This window comes from Olivibacter sp. EAT-5 (genome assembly GCF_044784325.1).
GTDB lineage: Bacteria > Bacteroidota > Bacteroidia > Sphingobacteriales > Sphingobacteriaceae > Olivibacter > Olivibacter oleidegradans.
In genome coordinates this window covers 3,349,875-3,373,417 of record NZ_CP173028.1, presented here as the reverse complement: position 1 = coordinate 3,373,417, position 23,543 = coordinate 3,349,875, and the positions used below count along the sequence as shown (strand labels likewise).

20 protein-coding genes are annotated in these 23,543 nt (G+C 42.8%); 11 read left to right on the top strand and 9 right to left on the bottom strand.

Going from position 1 to position 23,543, the window contains the following annotated elements; translation table 11 throughout:
- The first annotated feature begins 139 nt into the window (after positions 1-139).
- Both katG and ACH11B_RS13870 read left to right on the top strand, forming a co-directional pair.
- Positions 140-2,413: a catalase/peroxidase HPI gene (gene katG, locus ACH11B_RS13875; protein WP_377612146.1), complete on the top strand. Its 2,274-nt coding sequence runs from the start codon at positions 140-142 to the stop codon at positions 2,411-2,413.
- A 268-nt stretch (positions 2,414-2,681) separates the two neighbouring features.
- A complete protein-coding gene (locus ACH11B_RS13870; protein ID WP_377612148.1) occupies positions 2,682-3,566 on the top strand; it encodes an alpha/beta fold hydrolase in 885 nt (294 codons plus the stop codon).
- A 264-nt stretch (positions 3,567-3,830) separates the two neighbouring features.
- Here the strand turns inward: ACH11B_RS13870 and ACH11B_RS13865 are convergent, their stop codons facing one another.
- From ACH11B_RS13865 to ACH11B_RS13850, 4 genes are read right to left on the bottom strand one after another with little or no spacing between them, the layout of a single operon-like run.
- On the bottom strand, positions 3,831-4,292 hold the full coding sequence (locus tag ACH11B_RS13865; protein ID WP_013665863.1) for a hypothetical protein: 462 nt from the start codon (positions 4,290-4,292) through the stop codon (positions 3,831-3,833).
- 3 nt (positions 4,293-4,295) lie between these two features.
- Entirely contained in the window at positions 4,296-5,522 is a 1,227-nt protein-coding gene (locus ACH11B_RS13860) for an ABC transporter permease (protein ID WP_013665862.1), read from the bottom strand.
- A 3-nt stretch (positions 5,523-5,525) separates the two neighbouring features.
- The gene (locus ACH11B_RS13855; protein ID WP_013665861.1) at positions 5,526-6,161 is read right to left on the bottom strand and encodes an ABC transporter ATP-binding protein; all 636 of its coding nucleotides are present in this window, start codon (positions 6,159-6,161) and stop codon (positions 5,526-5,528) included.
- Positions 6,158-6,574: a MerC domain-containing protein gene (locus tag ACH11B_RS13850; protein ID WP_013665860.1), complete on the bottom strand. Its 417-nt coding sequence runs from the start codon at positions 6,572-6,574 to the stop codon at positions 6,158-6,160. Before ACH11B_RS13850 ends, ACH11B_RS13855 begins: the two co-directional genes overlap by 4 nt.
- Before the next feature lie 86 nt (positions 6,575-6,660).
- Here ACH11B_RS13850 and ACH11B_RS13845 point away from each other — a divergent pair, with 86 nt between their 5' ends.
- The 3 genes from ACH11B_RS13845 (at position 6,661) to ACH11B_RS13835 (ending at position 9,290) form a co-directional block, all read left to right on the top strand.
- On the top strand, positions 6,661-6,864 hold the full coding sequence (locus ACH11B_RS13845) for a hypothetical protein (RefSeq protein WP_041387347.1): 204 nt from the start codon (positions 6,661-6,663) through the stop codon (positions 6,862-6,864).
- Between the two features lie 53 nt (positions 6,865-6,917).
- Complete coding sequence (locus ACH11B_RS13840; RefSeq protein WP_377612152.1) at positions 6,918-8,117, top strand: GTP-binding protein; 1,200 nt, start codon at positions 6,918-6,920, stop codon at positions 8,115-8,117.
- A gap of 279 nt (positions 8,118-8,396) precedes the next feature.
- The gene (locus tag ACH11B_RS13835; RefSeq protein WP_130857101.1) at positions 8,397-9,290 is read left to right on the top strand and encodes a bestrophin family protein; all 894 of its coding nucleotides are present in this window, start codon (positions 8,397-8,399) and stop codon (positions 9,288-9,290) included.
- 65 nt (positions 9,291-9,355) lie between these two features.
- Here the strand turns inward: ACH11B_RS13835 and ACH11B_RS13830 are convergent, their stop codons facing one another.
- Positions 9,356-9,760 carry a DUF1801 domain-containing protein gene (locus ACH11B_RS13830; RefSeq protein ID WP_013665857.1) on the bottom strand — a complete coding sequence of 135 codons (405 nt, stop codon included), beginning with the start codon at positions 9,758-9,760 and terminating at the stop codon, positions 9,356-9,358.
- A gap of 165 nt (positions 9,761-9,925) precedes the next feature.
- Here ACH11B_RS13830 and ACH11B_RS13825 point away from each other — a divergent pair, with 165 nt between their 5' ends.
- Complete coding sequence (locus tag ACH11B_RS13825) at positions 9,926-11,440, top strand: FAD-dependent oxidoreductase (protein WP_130857099.1); 1,515 nt, start codon at positions 9,926-9,928, stop codon at positions 11,438-11,440.
- A 66-nt stretch (positions 11,441-11,506) separates the two neighbouring features.
- Here the strand turns inward: ACH11B_RS13825 and ACH11B_RS13820 are convergent, their stop codons facing one another.
- A complete protein-coding gene (locus ACH11B_RS13820; RefSeq protein ID WP_404273972.1) occupies positions 11,507-12,553 on the bottom strand; it encodes a GlxA family transcriptional regulator in 1,047 nt (348 codons plus the stop codon).
- Positions 12,554-12,660: 107 nt separating this feature from the next.
- Here ACH11B_RS13820 and ACH11B_RS13815 point away from each other — a divergent pair, with 107 nt between their 5' ends.
- Positions 12,661-13,593, top strand: a complete 933-nt coding sequence (locus tag ACH11B_RS13815) for an SRPBCC domain-containing protein (protein ID WP_130857098.1) — start codon at positions 12,661-12,663, stop codon at positions 13,591-13,593.
- Between the two features lie 70 nt (positions 13,594-13,663).
- Here the strand turns inward: ACH11B_RS13815 and ACH11B_RS13810 are convergent, their stop codons facing one another.
- Positions 13,664-14,182, bottom strand: a complete 519-nt coding sequence (locus tag ACH11B_RS13810) for a hypothetical protein (RefSeq protein ID WP_377612155.1) — start codon at positions 14,180-14,182, stop codon at positions 13,664-13,666.
- 358 nt (positions 14,183-14,540) lie between these two features.
- Here ACH11B_RS13810 and ACH11B_RS13805 point away from each other — a divergent pair, with 358 nt between their 5' ends.
- Together ACH11B_RS13805 and ligD are read left to right on the top strand one after the other, a co-directional pair.
- Entirely contained in the window at positions 14,541-15,206 is a 666-nt protein-coding gene (locus tag ACH11B_RS13805; protein ID WP_377612157.1) for a family 16 glycoside hydrolase, read from the top strand.
- Between the two features lie 277 nt (positions 15,207-15,483).
- Entirely contained in the window at positions 15,484-18,201 is a 2,718-nt protein-coding gene (ligD, locus tag ACH11B_RS13800) for a DNA ligase D (protein ID WP_377612159.1), read from the top strand.
- A gap of 241 nt (positions 18,202-18,442) precedes the next feature.
- On the opposite strand, the gene ACH11B_RS13795 is transcribed toward ligD, so the two are convergent.
- On the bottom strand, positions 18,443-18,925 hold the full coding sequence (locus ACH11B_RS13795) for a YdeI/OmpD-associated family protein (RefSeq protein ID WP_377612161.1): 483 nt from the start codon (positions 18,923-18,925) through the stop codon (positions 18,443-18,445).
- A gap of 247 nt (positions 18,926-19,172) precedes the next feature.
- On the opposite strand from ACH11B_RS13795, the gene ACH11B_RS13790 reads away from it, so the two are divergent.
- A complete protein-coding gene (locus tag ACH11B_RS13790; RefSeq protein ID WP_377612163.1) occupies positions 19,173-19,835 on the top strand; it encodes a LysE family translocator in 663 nt (220 codons plus the stop codon).
- A 105-nt stretch (positions 19,836-19,940) separates the two neighbouring features.
- Positions 19,941-21,524, top strand: coding sequence for a Na+/H+ antiporter (locus ACH11B_RS13785; protein WP_377612165.1), 1,584 nt, complete (start codon positions 19,941-19,943; stop codon positions 21,522-21,524).
- A 108-nt stretch (positions 21,525-21,632) separates the two neighbouring features.
- Here ACH11B_RS13785 and ACH11B_RS13780 read toward each other — a convergent pair whose 3' ends face one another.
- Positions 21,633-23,258, bottom strand: coding sequence for a polysaccharide lyase (locus ACH11B_RS13780; RefSeq protein WP_377612836.1), 1,626 nt, complete (start codon positions 23,256-23,258; stop codon positions 21,633-21,635).
- Positions 23,259-23,543 lie beyond the last annotated feature (285 nt).

Genomic DNA, 23,543 nt, shown 5'->3' with positions numbered 1-23,543 from the left:
TTTGTTAGCGCTACAGCGAAAACGACACGTACTTTATTAGCCAATTACATAAACAAGCCACAAGAAACCAGTAGCTGTAGTCCGTTTGTACGAGTACTTAAGTGATAAATAATTATTTTCTCAACGCAAAATCTCTAACATGGAATCAAAAGACATCAGTAAATGTCCATTTCACGGCGAAAAATTATTAAAACAAGCAGTTGGTGGCGGTGGCACCAGAAATCAAGATTGGTGGCCTAATCAATTAAAACTAAACATTCTACGTCAACACTCTTCCCTATCCGATCCGATGGATCCCGATTTCAATTATGCCGAAGCATTTAAAAGTCTGGACCTCGAAGCGGTAAAGCAGGATCTACATGCTCTCATGGCCGACTCACAGGACTGGTGGCCAGCTGATTTTGGCCACTATGGGCCCTTATTTATTCGCATGGCTTGGCACAGCGCCGGCACTTACCGTGTAGGTGATGGCCGCGGTGGCGCGGGGGGTGGACAACAGCGCTTCGCGCCACTGAATAGTTGGCCTGATAATGTGAGCTTAGATAAAGCCCGTCGATTGCTTTGGCCAATTAAACAAAAATATGGTCGTAACATTTCATGGGCCGATTTATTGATCCTTGCCGGAAATATTGCCTTGGAATCAATGGGTTTTAAAACTTTTGGATTTGCGGGTGGGCGCGAAGATATGTGGGAAGCCGAAGAAGATGTATATTGGGGAGCGGAAACGACGTGGCTGGGTGGTGACGTACGTTATACACACGGGTCAGAAGGTGTCGTGGAAGGTCATGGCGTACTGGTTTCAGATGATGATGCGGATGGTGACATCCACTCGCGCGACTTAGAAAAACCGCTGGCAGCGGTACAGATGGGACTGATCTATGTAAATCCTGAAGGTCCAGATGGCAATCCGGATCCTATTGCCGCCGCAAAAGACATACGAGACACTTTTAGCCGTATGGCCATGGATGACGAAGAAACTGTTGCGCTGATTGCCGGAGGCCACAGCTTTGGAAAAACGCATGGGGCAGCACCTGCAACCCATGTAGGAAAAGAACCCGAAGCTGCAGGATTGGAATCGCAAGGTTTAGGTTGGCACAACAGCTATGGTAGCGGTAAAGGGCCAGACACCATTACCAGTGGATTGGAAGTGATATGGACAACCACACCAACGCAGTGGAGCAATAATTTTTTCGAAAATCTTTTTGCCTTTGAATGGGAATTAACGAAAAGCCCCGCCGGTGCGCATCAATGGGTAGCGAAAGATGCGGGCGACATTATTCCTGACCCCTTTGATCCAACAAAAAAGCGGAAGCCCACCATGCTTACTACAGATCTTGCACTACGGCTTGATCCCGGTTTTGAAAAGATATCAAGACGTTTTCTGGAAAATCCGGATGCTTTTGCAGATGCCTTCGCTCGTGCCTGGTTTAAATTGACTCATCGTGATATGGGACCCCGTAGTCGTTACCTTGGCCCGGATGTACCTAAAGAAGAATTAATCTGGCAGGATCCGATCCCCGCTGTTGACCATCCGTTGGTAGACGCCAATGATATCGTTATGTTAAAAGCAAAAATTCTTGCTACCGGCTTAAGTGTATCGGAATTAATTTCCACCGCGTGGGCTTCCGCCGCTACTTTCCGCAATTCAGATAAACGCGGGGGTGCCAACGGCGCTCGCATTCGCCTAGCACCACAAAAAGATTGGCCGGTAAATAATCCTCCTCAGCTCACAAAGGTATTACACGCTTTGGAAAATATTCAAAGGGAATTCAACAACGTGCAACCGGGAGGAAGAAGAGTATCACTCGCTGACCTGATTGTGTTGGCAGGATGCGCCGCCATCGAAAAGGCAGCGAAGGATGGGGGGCATGCCATCACGGTTCCATTTAACCCGGGGCGAATGGATGCTTCGCAAGAGCAAACTGATGTCGAATCCATTGCCTTTTTAGAACCTGCCGCTGATGGATTCCGTAATTATCGCAAGAATAAATCCTCCATACCTACCGAAGCACTGCTAATCGATAAAGCACAATTGTTAGGACTTACGGCTCCGGAGCTAACGGTACTGGTAGGCGGTATGCGTGTACTGAACACAAACTTCGACGGATCCGCACACGGCGTTTTTACAAGTACACCCGGTGTATTAACGAACGATTTCTTTATAAATTTGCTCGATATGCGTACAGCATGGAAAGCGTCATCACCGGACCAGGAACTGTATGAAGGCTACGACCGCGCAACGCGGCAGCCCAAATGGACTGCCACGCGCGCCGACCTGGTATTTGGTTCAAACGCGGAACTAAGAGCCATTGCCGAAGTCTATGGAAGTTCGGATGGGAAAGACAAGTTTGTGAAAGATTTCGTTGCCGCCTGGACCAAAGTGATGAATGCAGATCGCTTTGATCTCAAGTAATAACTATAGTTTAAACAAAGCGATGGATGTTTCATCGCTTTGTTTTGCAGCTTCACGAACAACAACCGTGTATCATTTAACTTAGTAACCTAACTACCGATGAATTGACTCGTTGACCCAACCATCACATTGTCGTAATCCCCCCTTCACATTGCCAATTTCACCCCTCATCTCATAAGGCAATGGCCCGTACCTTTGTTTTATAAAGCGCTATATAAAACACAACAAGTTATTTTTCTATTTGCAACTATTATCTAAAACAAAGAATATGAAATCGTTAAGAACATGTATCATCCTTGCACTAATTGTCGTCTCACAAGGATTCCAAGTAAAACTTTATGCCCAGCCATCTCAGAACAAAACGGGTTATGCGCCAATAAATGGTTTAAAGATGTATTATGAAGTGCACGGCGAGGGAGCACCGCTTGTACTGATTCACGGTTCGTTTATGACCATTCCGATGAACTGGGAACAAATTATTCCTCTTTTCAAAAACAGAAAAATTGTGGTAGCAGAGATGCAGGGGCACGGCCGTACAGCTGACATTCCCCGTGCGCTCAGTTACGAAAATATGGCGGATGATATTAGCGAGTTACTTAAACACCTTCACATCGATAGCGCTGACATACTCGGTTATAGCATGGGTGGCGGAGTTGCTTTCCAAATGGGTATCCGCCATCCGGAACAAGTGAAAAAACTAGTGATTGTATCTGGTGCGTATAAACACGATGGTTGGTGGCCCGAAACGGAAAAAACGTTCGCAACGATGACTGCAGATATGTTTAAAGGCTCGCCATTAGAAGATGCTTATAAAGCCCTTTCTCCTCATCCAGAGAAATTTAATGAGTTTTTCACCAAGACAATGAGCATTGATTTAAAACCTTACGATTGGACAGAAGACGTTCGTAAAATGGATATTCCTATCCTCATGTTATTAGGTGATGCGGACGGTATTCGCTATGAACATGCCAATGAGCTGATGCGCATGAAGGGTGGTGCTAAAATGGGCGACTTCGGCGAAATGTCTACTTCTCGCATGGCTATCTTACCAGGTACTACACATATCGGTATGATGGCAAGGTCCAGCTGGTGGATACCTATGGCTGAAGAGTTTTTAGACAATAAAAAAGAACCCGGTGTATTTATGGAATAGTCGGTAATATCGAAGCCTGTTTTGTACTTGCTAACGTATCGCTATATTGCTAAACATGAAATAAAAAAAATCTTCAACCGGGGAGATTGAAGACTTTTAACTAACCAATTATAAACCTAAATTATGATGACACAAAGATAGTGTAAAAAGTACACACATCAAAATATTTTTGCCAACAATTTAACTTATTAAGTCGATTCGACATTTGGATGACAATAGTAGGGGCTGAATGGCTTCCGAATGATTGGTTATTGTTCCTCAAGCTTAGTCCTGTTCAACAACTTCGGCATCCAAAATCTGTATTTCCGCACCTTTCTCGAGATTGGTATTTAAATACACCTTTCCCCTTATTTTTAACGGATTGTTGGAAAACCTTGCCTTTCCACTTTTCATGGTCACCTGCACCAGTGGCGGGATCCCATTCTGACCGCAAAACATGCACTGCATCACGGGAAGAACCGATAGCATAAACATATGATGATCTCGTCCCAATTCAAAAGGCACCATATAACCGGGTAATGTTACCGTCGTATGATCCAAATCTTTCAATACCTTGGGAAAGTGAGGCGTATAAACGGTAGTACCGTCATCTTCTGTTGTAACTTTGTACATCAACTGATCAAAGGCCTCCCAAACCTCATTCATCATCAGCTGATGATCGGGCGTTTGAGCCTGTGCGGTGAAAGCCAACAAAAAAATCGATGCAAACAGTCGTCGAAATAACATATATTATTTAGCTAAGGTTTCCGAAATTGGAGTAGAATAGGCCTTGGCTGCAGGTATCAAGGCCGCGCTGAATCCCAGCAATAAAGCCGCCAGCACAACGGAAATTTCTTCGATCCCGAAACCATAGGCATCGACAAAATATCCACCTTCCTCTACAGCGATGGCAAGGGCGGCAATGTGAGCCAATAGAACACCGGATATAGCGCCCATTGCTGTAATCAGCATCCCCTCTAGTAGCATCAGCTTAAATAAGACGCTTTTAGCGGCACCCATAGACCGCATGATCGCCAGCTCATATTTCCTGTTTTTAAACGAGTTATAAAGACTGGCAAAGACACTTATAGCAGCCATTAGCATAAGTACCATAGCTAAAACGCGCGCCGCATCCAAACCGACTCCCATCATTGAAAACAAGCGAGCACTTTCTATCGCCGGCGAAGCAGCCTGCATGTTGGTAGTCTGATTAACCAGTCGTGGGAACATAGCGACGGCCGTAGGATTCTTATAACGAATCAACATACTTGTAATCTCTCTTCCTTGTACATTCATATTCAACAAGTCATGCACCTCTTCCTTTTCTTGATGTTGACGCTGATGTTCCTGATGCTGATGCTCATGTTCATGCATATGCCAAACGCTTGACAAATTCGTCAGTACCAAACGATCCGCTATACTACGACTCTCCTCCAAGATCCCTACGATAGTATAAGGATGATCACCGTGAAGATCTCCACTATCGGCCAGACCATGCGCTCCGACAATTTTATCCCCACATTTAAGTCCTTCTGATTTGGCTACTTCATGACCTATCACCGCCTCAAAGTCGCCCGCCCCCCATTTACCCGAAACTAAATGAAGACCATACAGGTCGAGAAAGCTGTTGTCAGTCCCGACAATCCGGAATCCTTGGTAATTATCTCCTATAGATAGTGGCACGGCCGACTTAACCAATGGATGAGCCGCTATTTTGCGCGCATCATCTAGCAGAATATTTCCCGTAGGATAATCGACGTGAAAAATACTGCTTAAAATCAACTGCAAAGGACTTCCCTTAGCACCAACTACCAGATCAACGTGGCTGCCATTCAAGCTGATCTGCCGATTGATCTGCGACGACAGCAGCAAAACCAGACACAAAATCGCCGTTCCCAATGCAGACAGCAGTATGCAAAGTGCCGACGAGGAAAAATTATAAATAATAGTCTTCCAGACAATGCGGAATAGCTTCATTCTTTACAATATATAGGTGCTAGAAAATTTGTCCTTTAGTCTTTTATCATGCGTGGCAATCAGCAAAGTTGCACCGTAACTTTGTGCCTGCTCTAATAAAAGTGCAATCACGGCCTCCGCATTACGGTCGTCCAGCGCAGAAGTGGGTTCGTCGGCTATCAGCAGCCGAGGTCGGTTCACGAGAGCCCTAGCAATGGCAGCACGCTGTAGCTGTCCCTGACTTAGCTCATGGGGATAACTTTTAATTTTGTCGCCCATATTTAATCTCTCCAATATCACAGATAACTCACTCGTATTTTCCCCTAACCCAGCCAACCAACGAGCCATTTTGAGATTTTCAAGGACCGTTAGGCTTTTGATAAGATGGGCCTGTTGAAAAATCAGCCCAACATGCTGTCCGCGGAATTGGTCCATTCGCTTCGGAGATAATCCATAAATATCGACACCTGCTACGGTTACAATGCCCGACGACGGCTTCATAAGACCACATAAGACATGCAGCAAGGTGGTTTTTCCAGTGCCCGAATCTCCAAGAATCAAGCAATGCGTCCCTTTGTCGACTTCAAATCCCGGAAATGATAAACCAATGCCATTCTTATACCGCACCTCGAGATCGCTATAAGATATAAGCACACTCATCTAGATTCATTTTTATTTTCGGCGATGCAAGCAGCGCAATGATAAGGCTTGTTGAATTTCCAATTTAAAAAATGGGCACCCGCGATGGTGAACCCTCCTAAGGGCACAAGGACCGGTTCCATTTCGTGAAAACCAAGTAAGTGGGCTCCAAAAATCAGTATAAAGCCTATGGTTAACATCAAAAGCGGTAACATCTTACGGTGATACTTGAGATAAGAAGGAATCAACGAAGCCATACCGACAAGCACCGATAAAGCAATTACAGCAACTTCCACCCAGGGATTGGACAGAAATTCGAGCCCAACTAGAGGCAGCAAGGTTATTACAAATGGCATCAATGCACAGTGGATAGCACATAAAGCGGAAGCCGTCATACCAACCCTGTCCATTTTTCCCAGTAACGTTACTTTCATGACTTTCATTATTTAATAATTAACAAATGCAATTAAGTTGCAAAATAACAAAACAGTATTTACATTTGCAACTTAATTGCATCAAAATGATACCACAAGATTTCGAAGCCTGGCATTACTGTATCACTAAAATGTGCGGCATACCTCTTTGCGCCGATTTTGCCAAAAGACGGTTGGCTATTTACAAACAAGACAAGCATCCCGAAACCATTGAATTTATCCGGTTGTATGGTCTTGATCATTATCGAAAAATTGTATCCTGGCTCGAAATAGTCGAAAAACAACGGTAACCCCTTAAACAAAGTGTATACCCCAAATTGGGACACGTAAAGAACAATTAGATATGACAATAAAAAAACTTCCTGTAACGGTATTAAGCGGCTTCCTAGGTGCCGGAAAAACGACCCTGTTAAATCATGTATTGCACAACAAGGAGAACCTAAAAGTTGCTGTGATTGTGAACGATATGAGCGAAGTCAATATCGATGCTCAAATGGTAAGTCGCGAAAATGTACTATCACGAACGGAGGAAAAACTCGTGGAGATGAGCAATGGCTGTATCTGTTGTACACTGCGAGAAGATTTGGTTGTCGAAGTGGAAAAGCTTGCCAGAGAGAATCGATTCGATTATTTACTTATCGAGAGTACAGGTATTTCGGAGCCGATACCCGTAGCGCAAACCTGGAGCTATGTAGATCAACAGCAAGGTATCGACCTCAGCTCGTTCAGTTACATTGATACCATGGTAACCGTAGTAGACTGTTTTAATTTCTTTCAGGATTTTAGCACACAGGAAACACTGCTTGACCGCTCGCTCACTGACGACGTATATGACAGCCGTGCCATTGTTAATCTACTTACAGATCAATTAGAATTCGCAAACGTCATCATCCTCAACAAGACGGATCTTGTCTCAGAAAATACAATAGGTACATTGGAAGCGGCAATCAAACAACTAAATCCCGATGCACGCATCATTCGATCCGCTTTTGGCAGGGTCGATCCGGCGACTATTATAAATACCGGTCTCTTTAATTTTGAAGAAGCTTCAAATGCGGCTGGCTGGAAGAAAGAACTGGAAGATGAACACATACCGGAAACGGAAGAATATGGCATTTCTTCCTTCGTGTTCAGATCGCCGAAGCCTTTTCATCCGATGAGATGGTATAACTATCTTAATCAAGACTACCCCAATTCGATCATCCGGGCTAAAGGACTGTTTTGGCTGGCTTCCAGACCTGACAAAGCGATTAACTTCAGTCAGGCCGGCGGCAGCCTTCGCATAGAAAGTGCGGGCCACTGGTGGTGCAGCATGCCCTATGAAGAAAGAATTCGATACGCAGCCTATCATGAATACAAAGGAGAAATTGAGAAGAGATGGAATATAAGGTGGGGAGATCGTCAGAACGAGCTGGTATTTATTGGCCAGTACCTTAATAAGGAAAAATGTTTGAAAGAAATCGAAGGTTGCCTGCTCACAGATGCCGAAGCGCAAAATTGGCAAGACACATCATGGGAAGATGTATTTCCACAATCGATATAATATGGTGTTTGGTTTGAGTGCCGGGCTACGGTTCGGCGCTCTTTGCTTCACCCTCTCTTTAACCGCTACCTACTCGCTACTTTACCGCTAAAAGCTCACGTTTGCTACCCTAAAGGCGAATATACCGTGGATATGTGGCGAATATACCCCGAAAGAGGCCCCTACATACAGACCTTTTGAACCGAAGATTGTGTTGCAGAAACCGTCCCTTTCTAATGCCATTTTAATGAAAAACACCTATTATGCAACAGATTATGGCAAAATAATAAGAACGGAAAAATGCTGACGAATACCAAGATTCCAATTGCATATATATTTAGAAAAATTCGCGTACAAATAGTATATGTTATTATCATCGGCCTGATTGTGAAATCTATTGCTATTTATTTCATTGATTTCATTCCTCAAATGCCGATAGCTATACCGGCCTTTATAGGCACCGCGATTTCGGTTCTACTATCTTTTAATCTAAACCAATCGTACGACCGCTGGTGGGAAGCCCGGAAAATTTGGGGCGCGATTGTTAACGACAGTCGAAGTTTGGTTCTTCAATTACAATCCTTCGTAAGCGAAGAAAAGCAAGCCATTATCCGGCAGATAGCGCTTCGGCATGTTGCATGGTGCTATAGTTTAGGGCAGAATTTACGGGGTTTGGATCCGAAAAAAAACATAGAGGATCTAATCAATACAGAGGATATGCGAGAAATGGATAACCATAGTAACAAACCGCTAGCGCTGTTGCAAATGAATGCGTTACAAATTGCGAGTTTAAAGAAAGATGGACATTTAACCGAATTCTATCATGTTCAATTAAACACAACTTTAGTTAAGTTCTCGGATGCGATGGGCATGGCAGAGCGTATAAAAAACACGGTCTTCCCGGTTACTTATCGCTTGTTTCTGCATTTTATGATTTACGTTTTTGTAGTTACTTTATCCATTTCGCTGGGTGAAATTGATAGTATATATGAAATACCGCTACTGGTGGTCATATCCGGATGTTTTCTACTGCTCGAAAGAACAGCCACTCATCTCCAGGATCCTTTTGATAATCGTCCAACGGATACACCGGTTACTGCCGTTGCACGAACCATCCATATTAATACCTGTAATTTACTGAAAGAAAGTAAAACACCGGCGCCGCTGAATCCGGAATCTTTTTACATTCTCTAACCTCCGGGTTCAAAAGAATTACACTAGGACAGGCTGCGGCAAGAAGCTATGAAGTATTGTATGTTTCATTTTAGCCTTTCCAGTTTGCCTTTACGTTTTACAATATTTTTATAATCCCATTGAATGGCTCTTGATTTTGCGAGCCAGCGTTGCAAATCGTCTGTATCAATTTCATCAACTGAATGATAGAAGATAGAGGCGTCTCTGAATTTACCTCCTCGTTGATTTAACCCCTCTTCTCCGAAATCGGCCCCGCTCCAAAACATGAGTCGCACACCGGCTTTGAGTTTATTATAGCCGGCAATAGGATTGCCTTCCAAAAACCAAACGGGATGACGGTGCCATATCTTATTCTCCGCTTCAGGTAAGTTGCTACTGATTTCTTTGGCAAGTAATTCACAGATAGCTTGGTCTTCACCTTTAAGAAAACTGTTGTAGTCGAGAATTTCTTTAGCAATAATATTCTTCATTCTTTTAATTTCTTTAAAAATAAAACATTTTTCTTACTTCATTTTTTTCTATCCGTTTTTTCCTTACGAGGTACAAAGCATTTTTAAGTGTATGATCCTTCCCACTTTCTTTTGAAACAAATGAAGGGGGCCTTGTGTTGCTTTTAAAAGATAAATCTGCTGATTATGGTAAACATAACTTCTGTATGGAAAGATAACTCGAAGCAAGGCTCCTTTCCTATTCTCGATCAGGACCTTACCGTAGACGTTGCAATCATTGGCGGCGGAATTACGGGTATTACCGCTGCCTATTTATTGGCAAAGCAAGGAAAAAAAGTAACCGTACTAGAAGCCCGTGCTATTGGCGAAGGCTCCACAGGATTTTCTACCGGGAATCTTTATGCCATACCGGGTAGTGAAGGACTGCATACCATTGAAAAGAAGTGGGGGAAGGAGCATGCGAAGCAAATTGTTGAGTCGCGGGCAGCTGCCGTTGATTTTATCGAAGCGCTTATACAGGAGTTCAATATCAATTGCGGCTTTGTACATGTCCCTTGGTGTTTATTCTCCGAACAAGGGGAAAGTGCCTCTTACATCCAAAAAGAAAGAGAAGCAGTGGAAAGAGCTGGACTAACAACATCGGATTTTATTCCATTTGATATAAAGCCAAGTGTCGGTTTCAGCATCGCCAATCAAGCTCAATTTAACCCTTTGCAATATACGGTTGCACTAGCTCAACATATTCAGTCAGATTCTTGTTTAATCTTTGAACACACCAAAATGATGAGTTATGAAGAAGGTGAACCCTGTATCGTCATAACTGATCGAGGTAAGATAACGGCAACAGAAGTAATTATGGCAACACACACACCCAAAGGCCTCTATTTCGTCCATTCTTCTATGGAGCCTTACAGGGAGTATGCCGTTGCAGCCACACTAAATGACAACTACCCTCCTAATGGAACTTATTGGGATATGATATCGAAACAGCATTATTCTATACGAACCTACGATACGGCCCATGGCAAAGTGCTGATGGTATTGGGAGAGAAGCATAAGGTTGGTACAGAGGAACACAACGAGTCGCGCTTCCGGAATCTAGAGAATTTCCTCCGCGAACGTTTTAATGTTAATTCCGTTGTTTACAGTTGGGCCGCTCAACAATATAAGCCGGCGGATGGTATCCCGTACATTGGCAAGAGCTCCGGTAGTAAGAAAACCTATATCGCTACGGGCTTCTCGGCCGATGGCTTAGTTTATGGGACCCTCGCTGCTATCATTATCAGTGCTGAAATCATCGGCAATCCTAACCCATGGAATAAGCTGTATGATGCTTCGCGCATTACGCCCATTGCGTCGGCCGCCAATTATATAAAAGCCAACGCTTCTGTTACCTATGAGTTAATTAAAGATTATTTATTTAAAGAAAATGTGGACCACTTCTCCGAAATAAAGCCAACGGAAGGTAAGATTATGGAGATTAATGGGCAAAAATGTGCCGTATCCCGAAATCGAACAGGAGACCTATTCATTGTCTCAGCGGTCTGCCCCCATATGGGCTGTATTGTCCATTGGAATAGTGGTGAACAGTCTTGGGATTGCCCCTGCCATGGCAGTCGCTTTACGACAGATGGGGAGGTGATTGAGGGACCTGCAATAAGCGCTTTAGCCCCCATTCATCATGAACCGTCTAAATCGTAATACTGTCTTTTTGTATGCGCAAGATACATAATAAACGTATCTTTATTAAAGACGTGAACCAAGTATTTAATCCGACAACATGCTGTCGGCATCTTTATTGTACTTATTTTTATAGTCTAAAGGCGATAGTCCCGTTATCTTTCTAAAAACTTCACGGAAAGCTTTTACATCTGAATAACCTACTTCGTACATCACTTCATTGATGGTCTTACGCGTTGTTTCAAACGCTTTTTTGGCCGATTCGATCTTTACCCGCTGCAAATATTCAATAGGCGTATTACCGGTCGCTTTTATAAATCGCCGGTCAAAATTTCGCCTACCTATAGCAAGTTTTCTCGAAAGATCTTCTACGGAAATTTTCTCATTGAAATTATCTTCTATATATTGCTGCGCTTTTATTATAACTTCATCGCCATGCGACTTTTGTCCGGTGAATATCGTGAAAGCAGATTGCGTTTGACGGTCAATCTCTACTTGAAAGATTTTGGAACAATAAATGGCCGTTTCCCGATCATAATACTTCTCAACCAAATACAAAAGTAGATTCAGAAATGAGTAACCACCCCCATTAGTGTAAATACCGTTTTCATCCGTAATTAATTTTTCGGTTTTTAACTGTACTTCCGGAAATAAGGACCTAAAATTGTCTGCTGAATTCCAATGAATAGAACAACTCCTTTTATCCAGTAATCCCGAGGAGGCTAACATAAACGCACCCGTGCACATACTAGCCACTTCTGCGCCATTTTTATATTGCTCGCGAAACCAGTTTATCAACACCATATTATCTTCCATTGCTTGTTTGAATTCAGGGTTTAAAGAAGGAATTAACACAAGATCGGTCTTCTTTAACGCCGATATATTGATCTGTGGCTTTATAGTCAGCAGTCCATTGATAAATGCAGATTCTTCTGCTACGCCCGCCGTCTCGATTTTAAATAATGGTTTATTCCCTTTTTTCTCCCAATAGCTGTTGGCACCGGTAAAAATTTGGTACGCGCCAACAATGCAAGCGATGGTACTGTTGGCCGTTTGTATATTGGGTACTAATATGGTAAGGTGTTTCATCTGCTTCGGATTTACGACGGTTATATGCAAAGTTAACCAATTCATATGTCCAAATCAACCCGCCATAAAGTCTATTTGACACCCCCGGTTGATGTACTTGGATCGCTAACTTTGACTTAAGACAGTACGAAAAAGAATAAAATCAAAATAAAATGAAAAGTGAAAATAAGAGTTTTAGCACCACGCTGGTGGTCAACGCGAAACCACAGGAAGTTTTTAAGGCGGTTAACAACGTTCGTGGTTGGTGGTCAGAAAATATTGACGGCGATACAGACAAGCTCCATAGTGAATTTTCTTACCATTATCAAGATGTGCACCGGGCGAAAATGAAAATCACTGAAATGGTGCCGAATGAAAAAGTAGTTTGGCATGTGCTTGATAATTATTTCAAGTTCGCGCAAGAAAAAACGGAATGGAAAGATACCTATGTGATTTTTGAGTTATCCGAAAAAGACGGTAAAACAACTTTGAGATTTACACATCAGGGCTTGGTTCCGGCCTATGAGTGCTTCCAAATTTGCCACGACGCATGGACACATTACATCCAGAACAGCTTAAAGGATTTAATCTTAACCGGAAAAGGGAGTGCGACACCCAAAGATGATGAAACCGAAGATTTGGAGAAAGAGTCGCCGGATAACAGCGACACAACAAGAAACAAAAGCATTCGTCATCGATTGCTTATTGAAGCACCTGTTGAAAAAGTTTTTGAGGCCCTAACTACCCAAGAAGGTTTAGCGGGGTGGTGGACGCCGGATACCCTGGCAAAACCAACCATTGGAAGTATCTTACGCTTTTCTTTCGGTCCTGACTATTTCAAAGAAATGAAAGTAGAGCAGCTTAAACCCTACAGTAAGATAAAATGGCTTTGTGTTAGCGCTTATGAAGAATGGATAGGCACAAGGCTTACTTTTGAGCTCGAACCGCATAAAAAAGGATGTATACTGTTCTTCCATCACGATGGATGGAAAGACTACACGCCCGAGTTTGCCTCTTGCAGTTATGATTGGGCGCTTTTCTTCAGAAGTCTGAAGCGCCTTTGCGAAACCGGTAAGGGCGCCCCCTATCCGGATTACAATAAATAAGTGGTAAAAATACGTATTCCCTAGTCCCGAGGACGCTCTTGGGATTAGGGAATATATAAAAATGCAATGATCACTTTTCCTCTTCTACCGCGACTTGCCCGTCAAACTTTTTATCAACGACCAATAATAAAAATGGCTGTATCTTCATGCTTAGTTTAGCACCAATATCTTGTTTATAACGCAGGAGGAGATGACCTTCCTTTTTTTGCAGGGAGACCGCCTTCATCTTCACGGCCAGTTCATCTGCAGGTGAAATAACGGCAATAGCAAATTGCTTTGTAAAATCAATCGGGGTCGGTTTCCCCTGATCCCCCATAACTGTGGCCATTCCAAAAATTTTATCAAACTCTTCACGACTTGATATTTTAGGTGTTGATAAACTGGTTTCATCAAAATCGTTTCGGACAAAATAGTTTTCAGCTAATACATAAGGAACTTCTAGCTCATCACTATTTGTGGTATGGGCATTCACCATGTCTTCGCTATTCATTCGTTTTTGCTGATTACTACAGGACAAAAATGCGATGACGTTCATTGCCATGAATGGGATGATGATTATTGGAAATTTCCTGACAAGGCCTTTTTTCATAGGTTTCTATTCATAAAATGATATCTGCTGATAGAACAGTTCGCTTCATCAAATGGTTTCAGAAATCGACTAATAGCTTAGACGATTCCGCCCAATTTCTGCAAAGTGCTTGCTAATGAATGACTAAACTATTCGAATAAGCACATTCAGTGTATGAAATTTCCTAGAAAACATCCTAAAAGTTGATTAAAGACGATGAAGGTTGATTTACAACCCGAGAGAAAATCCGAAAAATTGGCTGGGCTTGGAACGCAATTGAACGATTTTGAACTGCATTGAATTTGTTAGATCCGACTGATTTTTTTTCATTTGTTCAATAAGTCAACCCAGTTATACGTCTATAATCATTTAAAATCGCATGAAAACAATTTTAGAAAACAACAAGAAGGTAACCAAGCTTATCGCGCTATTTATGAGCATTTTCGGCTTATCCATAGCCTATGCACAGGATTCGATCACGCTGGATGCTAAAGTAATACAAACCCGGTCCGTGGCGATAAATCGGACGGTTAAGTTTGAAAGGAACGATATTTATCTGACAGCAAAAGAGGGTGATGGTTATTTACGGATAAATGGTGTAAACTTTCGGCAAGGGGTCATAGAAGCTGACATAAAAGGAAGTAATACCCCGCAGCGAAGCTTTGTAGGTATCGCCTTCCATGGAAGTAATGATCAAACCTTTGAGGCAGTCTATTTTCGTCCTTTTAATTTCGAAAATCAGGAACGGAAATCGCACAGTGTCCAATACATTGCTCATCCTACCTATACATGGAATAAGCTCCGCAGTGACAGTCCCGGAAAATATGAAGCAGCGTTGAATATGGATATCAAACCAGATGACTGGTTCCATGTTCGGATACACGTTAAAGAATCAACGGTTGATGTTTATATTAATGACAGTAACGTGCCAACACTATCTGTGGATAGACTTAGTAAAACTGATACCGGATGGGTGGGCTTTTGGACCGGAAATTCTTCTGATGGATGGTTCAGGAATATAAAATTGAGGTCAATAAACAACTAGGAAGCCGAAATTCGCAGTACATCGCTAAAATAGCGAATCGACCTAGCCTTGTCAATGTAAACTTAGTTGTTATGCCAGTGTTCTTGCGGATTAAATACAGGAGATAAAACTGATCGATGTTTCTTTTGTTAATAAAAAACATGCAAGGGATGCGATGGCGCTACAGAGGCTGGCCAGGCAATGGAACGAGTGATAGAAGGAATCAAAAACATGTTGAAAGGACGAAGAATCAATATTTTTCAGTAAAAATGGAGGGCCCTTTAGGGCTAGGTTAGCTATGCCGCTTGATCAATACCGTAACAAACGAGATTTTAAAAAGACCAGTGAACCGAAGTCAGGTAAGAGTCCGAACCGGAAACAACTCACTTTTGTGGTGCAAAAACACAAAGCATCGCGATTACATTACGACTTTCGCTTAGAAATGGATGGGGTGCTGAAAAGCTGGGCTGTGCCTAAAGGCCCATCCACTGATCCGCAGAACAAGCGTTTGGCGATGATGGTGGAAGATCATCCCATGGACTATCGGCAGTTTGAGGGGATTATCCCTAAAGGACAATATGGCGGCGGTACGGTAATTGTTTGGGACGAAGGCACCTATGAACCAATAGAAGGACTGAAGAGTAAGAAGGCACAAGAAAAACATTTATTGGAGCAGCTTCATAAAGGGTCACTCAAAATCCGGCTACATGGACATAAACTAAAAGGCGAATATGCGCTGGTAAAAACACAAGGGATGGGTGAAAACGGCTGGCTCCTTATCAAACATAAAGACGAATTTGCCAGTAAATCTGATATCACTAAAAAAGACAAGTCGGTACTTTCTGACAGAGCATTGGAAGAGATTGAAAAAAGCAGCAATAAGGTATGGCAAAACGGCCGTGAGAAAACCGTTGAAAAGTCTAGAAAGAACACACGAACAAAAAAAAGCCAAAATGCTGATGAACACTTGGCGGATGATGTAAATGAAGCCGGAGAGCCGCAGAAGATGGATGTACCCAGCTTGCTAAAAAAAGCACCGGAGTCCACTATTCCGAAATCAATCAAACCGATGAAGGCTACCCTTATTGACGAACCTTTTGATGATCCGGATTGGCTATACGAAGTAAAATGGGATGGTTATCGTGCCATTGCCAAGGTCAGTAAGACAGATGTTAAACTAATTTCTCGGAATAATATTCCTTTCGATAAATACTATCCGCTTGTCGACCTTTTGAAAGGATGGCGTATCAATGCCGTAATTGATGGAGAAATTGTTGTGCTAGATGAAAAAGGGCTGTCCGACTTTGGGGCCTTACAGAATTGGCGAAGCGAAGCCGATGGCAACTTGGTTTATTACGTTTTTGACATTTTATGGTATGAGGGCAAAAACCTGATGGGATTGCCATTGGTAGAACGGCAGGCAATCCTTCAGGACATATTACCTACTGATGATGACCGTATCCGCCAAAGTAAGGTTTTCGCCGCAAGGGGGATCGACTTTTTTGACGCGGCAGAGCAGGTCGGGCTTGAAGGTATTATAGCAAAAAAAGCTGATAGTAAGTACACCTCTGACCTCCGATCGAAAGAGTGGCTTAAGATCAAAGTGCAACGGCGACAAGAAGTAGTGATCGCTGGATTTACGCGTAATGAGGGAACGTCCAAAGCGTTCAGTGCCCTCGTCATGGGGGTGTATGACGGAAAGAAACTTCGATATGCGGGTAAAGTGGGCACCGGTTTTTCGGACAGCAAGCAGAAGGAAATGATGAAGCTATTCAAACCGCTGATTACCGACAGAAGTCCCTTCGATGTAGAACCTGACGTGGACAAGCCATCCCGTTTTCGTCCACAACGACTCGGCGCAAAACCTACATGGCTGAAACCGGAACTGGTATGCGAAGTGAATTACGCCGAAGTTACCAGCGAAGGAATTTTCAGGCAGGCATCTTTCAAAGGTATGCGGGAGGACAAAGAAGCCGATGATGTCGTATTGGAGAAAGCGGCTGACACAGAATCCACCGTGGCCGAGGTGGAAGAAGAAGACAAGGGGACTAAACATGCAATCAAGCCCGCTAAAACCGAAAGGCGTACCCTCTTGAACCCACGTGAAGAGACGCAAACACGTAAAGTTAATGGTAAAGAATTGAAATTTACGCATCTCAGCAAGGTCTATTGGCCGGATGACGGCATTACCAAACGAGACATGTTCAACTATTATTATAGAATAGCCGAATTTATCTTACCCTACTTGAAAGATCGTCCGATGTCTCTGAACCGCTTCCCAAATGGCATTAAAGGTCCAAGCTTTTATCAAAAAGATGTGAAGGGAAAAGCGCCGGAATGGGTAAGCAAAACTTACCCATACACCACCAGCGAGGGCGAACATAAAGAATATCTGGTTGGCGACGATGAAGCAACCTTGCTATGGATGGCGTCATTAGGCTGTATTGAGATGAATCCTTGGTTTAGCAGAGTGCAGTCGCCCGATAATCCGGATTATTGCGTGATCGATCTGGATCCTGATAAAAACACCTTCGAGCAGGTCATCGAAGCCGCTCAGGAAGTGAGGAAGGTATTGGACGCTTTAGGCGTATCGAGCTATCCTAAAACATCAGGGTCCACCGGTATTCATATTTACATCCCATTGGGAGCGAAATACTCTTATGAGCAATCGCAGCTTTTTGCAAAGGTCATCGTCAGTCTGGTACACGAGCAACTACCCGATTTCACATCCTTAAAACGAAAAGTAAGTGATCGAAAAGGAAAGATGTATCTAGACTTCTTGCAAAACCGGCCCGGAGCTACTATAGCTGGCCCCTACTCCCTACGACCAAAGCCGGGAGCAACCGTCTCGATGCCACTTGCCTGGGACGAAGTGAAACGTGGTTTAAAAATGAGCGACTTTACTATTCACAATGCTTATGATCGGTTGAAAGAGACTGGTGATCTCTTCAAAGGAGTACTTGGAAAGGGAATAGAACTTAATAAAATCATAAAAAAGGCGCAGAACGATTTGTAATCGTTTATTCCATTCTTTTGTTAGATGGTATCCTCAAGGAAAGTGTCAAATTTGCCTTGCTTCTAATTCAATTAGGTACCTTTGACACACGACCACTTCGTCTTAATTGTTTGGCGCGAACAAATAACAATAGATATTGAGATATGAACACCAATCAAAGTCAAACCGGCTCAAAAATGCGCATTGAAATATGCAACTGAGCTGACGATGGCAGTTAACCCTATTCATAACGGACCCTGATTCAGGGCTTATCTCGTCCGATAAACCGACTTTTTCCCAGCAAAAAGTCGATCGCTCTTATTACATTTCTATCGATGCTTGTTTCCGTTTTTAAATTGGCAATGTATCGAATAATTTCATTCTGTAGCGACGGACTTAGTTTATCAAAGACATCTTTGGCATCTTGGTTTTCGCCAAGTGCGGCCACTAACTTTTGGTGGGGTTTAATCGTTCGATCACCGGGGTCGAATTCAAGCGTCAATTCAACGACCTCTCCTATTCTTTTCGGAGAGTTTTTAAGCATCAATGTGTTAACGTACAGACGCCAGTCCCCCTGATACTTCACTAATGTTTGTTTATAAGGATTCCCATTTATCGATCCTCGAATCGGAATTTTTCCCTTTTCCTTTCCTGCTTCTTTAAAAATATCTTGTAAGATTTTTTCAGGCACAAATACAAAAGGATTAATACCAATGATATTTATTTCAGCAACAAATTTATGCATCGTCTTTTCCAGCTTGGCATCTTAATTTTCTAACCATCTACTTAAAAATATAGGTTTTCTTTTAAATAGCCAAAAACAACAAAAGCCCTGCTTTGGGTAGCATGGGCCTCTGTATGTTATAATCAACCTAAACCTTATTATATAAACGCATATTTTGCTTTTTTGTTTTGCTAGCTTTATTTTTTTGTTTACAAGAAGAAATCTACCGAGTATCGGCGATCGAATACTTATTGCGTACGTTAAAAAAATGAATGTTATATTCGTAATCATTATTCTTTTTATGGCTGGAATTGAAAATTATATCCTGTTTTTAGCAACCACAATAATCTTTGTTATGACACCCGGGATTGACACCGTGTTTGTGTTAAACAAATCCATTGCGGAGGGAAGAGCGGCGGGTGTGCATTCGATGTTAGGTATTACTTGTGGAATATTAGCACACACCTTGTTTGCCTCGCTTGGCCTTTCCATGATTATTGCACAGTCGGCCATGGCGTTCTCTGTTGTTAAATACGTAGGTGCACTGTATTTAATCTTTCTTGGGCTTTCCTCACTTCGCTCAAAAAAGGAATTGCAATTTGATATAGAGATAACCAAAGGTAAAAGTGGCTTTCAGAACTTTTATGCCGGTTTTATTACCAATATTCTCAATCCAAAAGTAGCATTGTTCTTCCTTTCCTTTTTTCCCCAATTTATTAACAAAGCGTATATGGATGATCCTAGTCCTTTTATAGCCCTTGGCGCAAGTTTCGCGCTATTGGGTAGTATTTGGCTTTCACTTATTGCTTATTGTTCTTCACTGTTCTCTGCCAAATTAAAGAAAAATTTGAAACTGAGTAGCTGGCTCAACAAAATAACGGGCTGTGTGTATCTTTTAATGGGCATTAAAATGGCCTTTACAAAAAGATAACGATCACGTCCATCCGGTATCCAAATAAATAGCAGGTGAGCATGCTCCGTACGGCTAATTTAGCATTAAATTTGATCCTATATTTGTACTCCAAAAAACCTTAAGATGTTCGACCACTTTCCTTTCTACATAGGCTTACTGATTGTGATCTTGCTTCTGATCATGCTTGCAAAAAAATTGCGTATTGCTTATCCAATTGTACTAGTTATTGCCGGCCTGCTTATCAGTTTTATTCCGGGTCTACCTCGTGTCCATATAGAGCCCGAGCTTATCTTTGTGATTTTCCTTCCGCCTTTGTTGTACGAAGCCGCATGGGCAACTTCCTGGAAAGAACTTTGGCGGTGGCGGCGCATTATCGTAAGCTTTGCTTTTGTCGTAGTATTTCTAACAGCCCTCTCGGTAGCCTTGGTAGCCAATCATTTTATACCCGGATTCTCGCTGGCGCTAGGTTTTGTCCTAGGTGGTATTGTTTCGCCACCGGATGCAGTTAGCGCCACTGCAATCCTAAAATTTGTAAAAGTACCACGTAGAATGGTTTCCATTCTGGAGGGCGAAAGTTTAATGAACGACGCCTCTTCGTTGATCATCTTCCGATTTGCTCTCGTTGCGGTTGCTACCGGGCAATTTGTGTGGCATGAAGCGGCGCTCAGTTTTGGATGGATGGTTACTGGCGGCGTAGGAATAGGCCTGGCCATTGGGTGGATTTTTATGAAGGCTCATAAGTTACTACCCACCGATCCACAGATCGATATTGTACTGACCATTGTAACACCCTACGTGATGTATATTGCAGCAGAGGAAGCCCATTGTTCAGGCGTGTTGGCGGTAGTTTGCGGTGGTCTGTTATTAGCCAATAAGCGCCATAATTTTTTAAGTAGCCAATCGCGACTAAGAGGTTTCAACGTATGGCAAAGCTTGGTGTTTGTGCTAAATGGCCTGGTATTTATGCTAATTGGTTTGGAATTGCCCGAAATCACTGCCGAGCTAGGTGGTATGAGCTTATCATCCGCTATAGGCTATGGCTTACTAATAAGTGCTGTGCTTATTATCGACCGGATACTTGCAGCTTATGGAGCCGTGCTCGTTACGTTAATCGCCCGAAACTTTATCACCGTAGCCGACAAAAGAAACCCTGGAGCAAGAACGCCTTTTTTACTCGGTTGGTCGGGTATGCGGGGTGTAGTATCACTTGCTGCTGCCTTATCGATTCCGGCGCAGCTTGATAATGGAACAATATTTCCGCAACGCAATCTTATCTTATTTATTACGTTTGTAGTCATTCTCGTAACCTTGCTGGTGCAAGGATTAACCCTTCCCTATTTAATTAAGAAGATAGGCTTTCCTAACTTTGGCGACACCTTACCGGAGGAGGAAGCCGACAAATGGATTAAACGGCAATTGGCAACGCAGGCTCTGCGACATCTACAAACCTCCTATAAAGATCATTTGGAAAGTGATGGAATGTTAAAGCAACTCGTTTACAAATGGGAACATAAGACCCGTACAGATGCTCCGGAAGAAAATATAAGCGGCCGACATAAAGAGATTTATTTAGCGATTATACAAGAACAACGGACCTGGCTGCTAATACATAGTAATAAAGAACAAAATCTTGACGAGGAGATTGTGCGGAAACATCTCTATTACCTTGACCTAGAGGAGGAACGTTTAGCCTTGCTGAAGGGTTAATCGATCTCCCGGTCGTTAAACATGCATCGTACCACCTCCCGTCCCTAGTTAATTTAAGGAACGGGAGGTAGAGCTCTACATCATGTTCAAACCTTCTATTATCGTTTCTTATAATATTTTAGGAACCACACTATTTATAAATTCTTCAATATTGGTATATCCATCACCGTCCCGATCCAAGCTCGCATCGCCTGCATCTTTTGGATTCAAACCATGTGCAGTTTCCCACTCGTCCGGCATACCGTCTTGATCTGCATCCTGATAAGGAGTTCCCTTGTAGGTAGGGTAGCCACCAACCTGTTCCGGATCAGCGATTATGCCCATTTTATAGGAGTCTGCGGGTAGACGGCGTTTAACATAAGGGCTGCTTACGTCAGCTTTACTGTTTTTGTTATAAATAATCTTACCCGTTGCGACCTGTTTAATGACCCGTTCATCTACTGCATCGCGTTTCGGCAAGTTTGCTCCGACGTTCTTTAATACATGGTCATAAGCTTCTTTTGCGGACATCAAGGTAACTTTAGCCATCGGGAATGGTTTGTCGACACGAATCTGTGCGGTGTAAGGCTCCGCATTGGGCTTGTTTCCAATCTGTACACCCCCGGCCCAATTATCCGCTGTTACTGTTGCATTTCCTTCCACGATATTACCGGAGACATAAGCTTTTCCATATTCATTTTCATGCCCGCGATCTCTATTTCCTTCCGGCTTCAGTATACGATGCCCAATAGGTTTATCAATCGGCGTGATCGGCCCCGGTTTGTAATAGTTATTAATAAAATTGAAAAGCGAACGATGATCGCCCCCATCAGCGCTTCGATTCCACCAATTGAAGATAACATTATTAACAAAGCCAAAATCACCGTACATACCTATAGAAGGATTCCGACTAATGTTAGACGCCCAAAGATTTCGCAGAAACGTGCTGTTGAGTCCGCCAATGGTACTTCCAAAAGCGTGGTTATAACGGTCTAAGGCTTCTGAAAAGATTGAATTCTGTATAGTTACATTGACTGTTGGCAGTTTTTCCTGTTTCGTGCTATCTCCCCTATTATATACGTGACGATACATTGACATATTCTCATCGAGGCCCCAGCTCGCTGATACATGATCAATAATAATATTGCCGATACCATTTCCTCCCAAGGCATCGTCTCGTCTGTTAACATCGGTACTTCCCCGTCTGAAACGCATGTAGCGAATCACGACATCATGCGTATCAATCCATACCGATTCACCCGCAATACAAATACCGTCGCCAGGGGCAGTTTGCCCGGCAATGGTAATATAGGGCGCTCGGATACTAACGGGGCTTTTCAGATGAATAATACCAGCTACATTAAATACGACAATACGTGCCCCCCCTTGTTCACAGGCTTCGCGAAAGGTCCCCGGGCCGTTGTCTGCCAAACTCGTAACCACATATACTTTACCACCACGCCCCCCAAAAGAAAACGCACCACCACCTTCAGCGCCGGGAAAGGCAGGTATTTTTGCCTGTGGAAGATCTTCGGGTTTACTTGCCCAAGGGATATAGGGCTTCCCATTTTTCGCTTCTTTCTCGATAACCGGAAGTGCTTTAGCCCAAGCTGCCTCCTCATGGGCTTGAAATTTGGCCATCTCCGCATTTGCGGAATCTTCTATTGCTTTCGGTATAACCGGATATTGCGCCTTTGTGACACCTATTGAGCATGCCAACATACCCAGTGTGATTGCTGTGATTGATGCTTTCATCATAAATTAAAATTGATTCGCAATTAATGTAGAGGTATTACGCTCTTGTCCCATCTAATATTGGTTAGTTAAACAAATATCTACGCAATCGCATCATTTTTTTTGACCTTTATTATCTTCTTTCTATAACATCTTAGCTATCCTTGTAAAAAATTAGGAAAGCTAATTTATCTATAGAGAAAAACAAGAAGAATTTCTTTTGCATTACACTTTTTTTTAGCTTTGCAGCACCCATGTGTACGATGAAATCAAAACTTACTGTTTGCTTCTTGATACTGGTTGTAT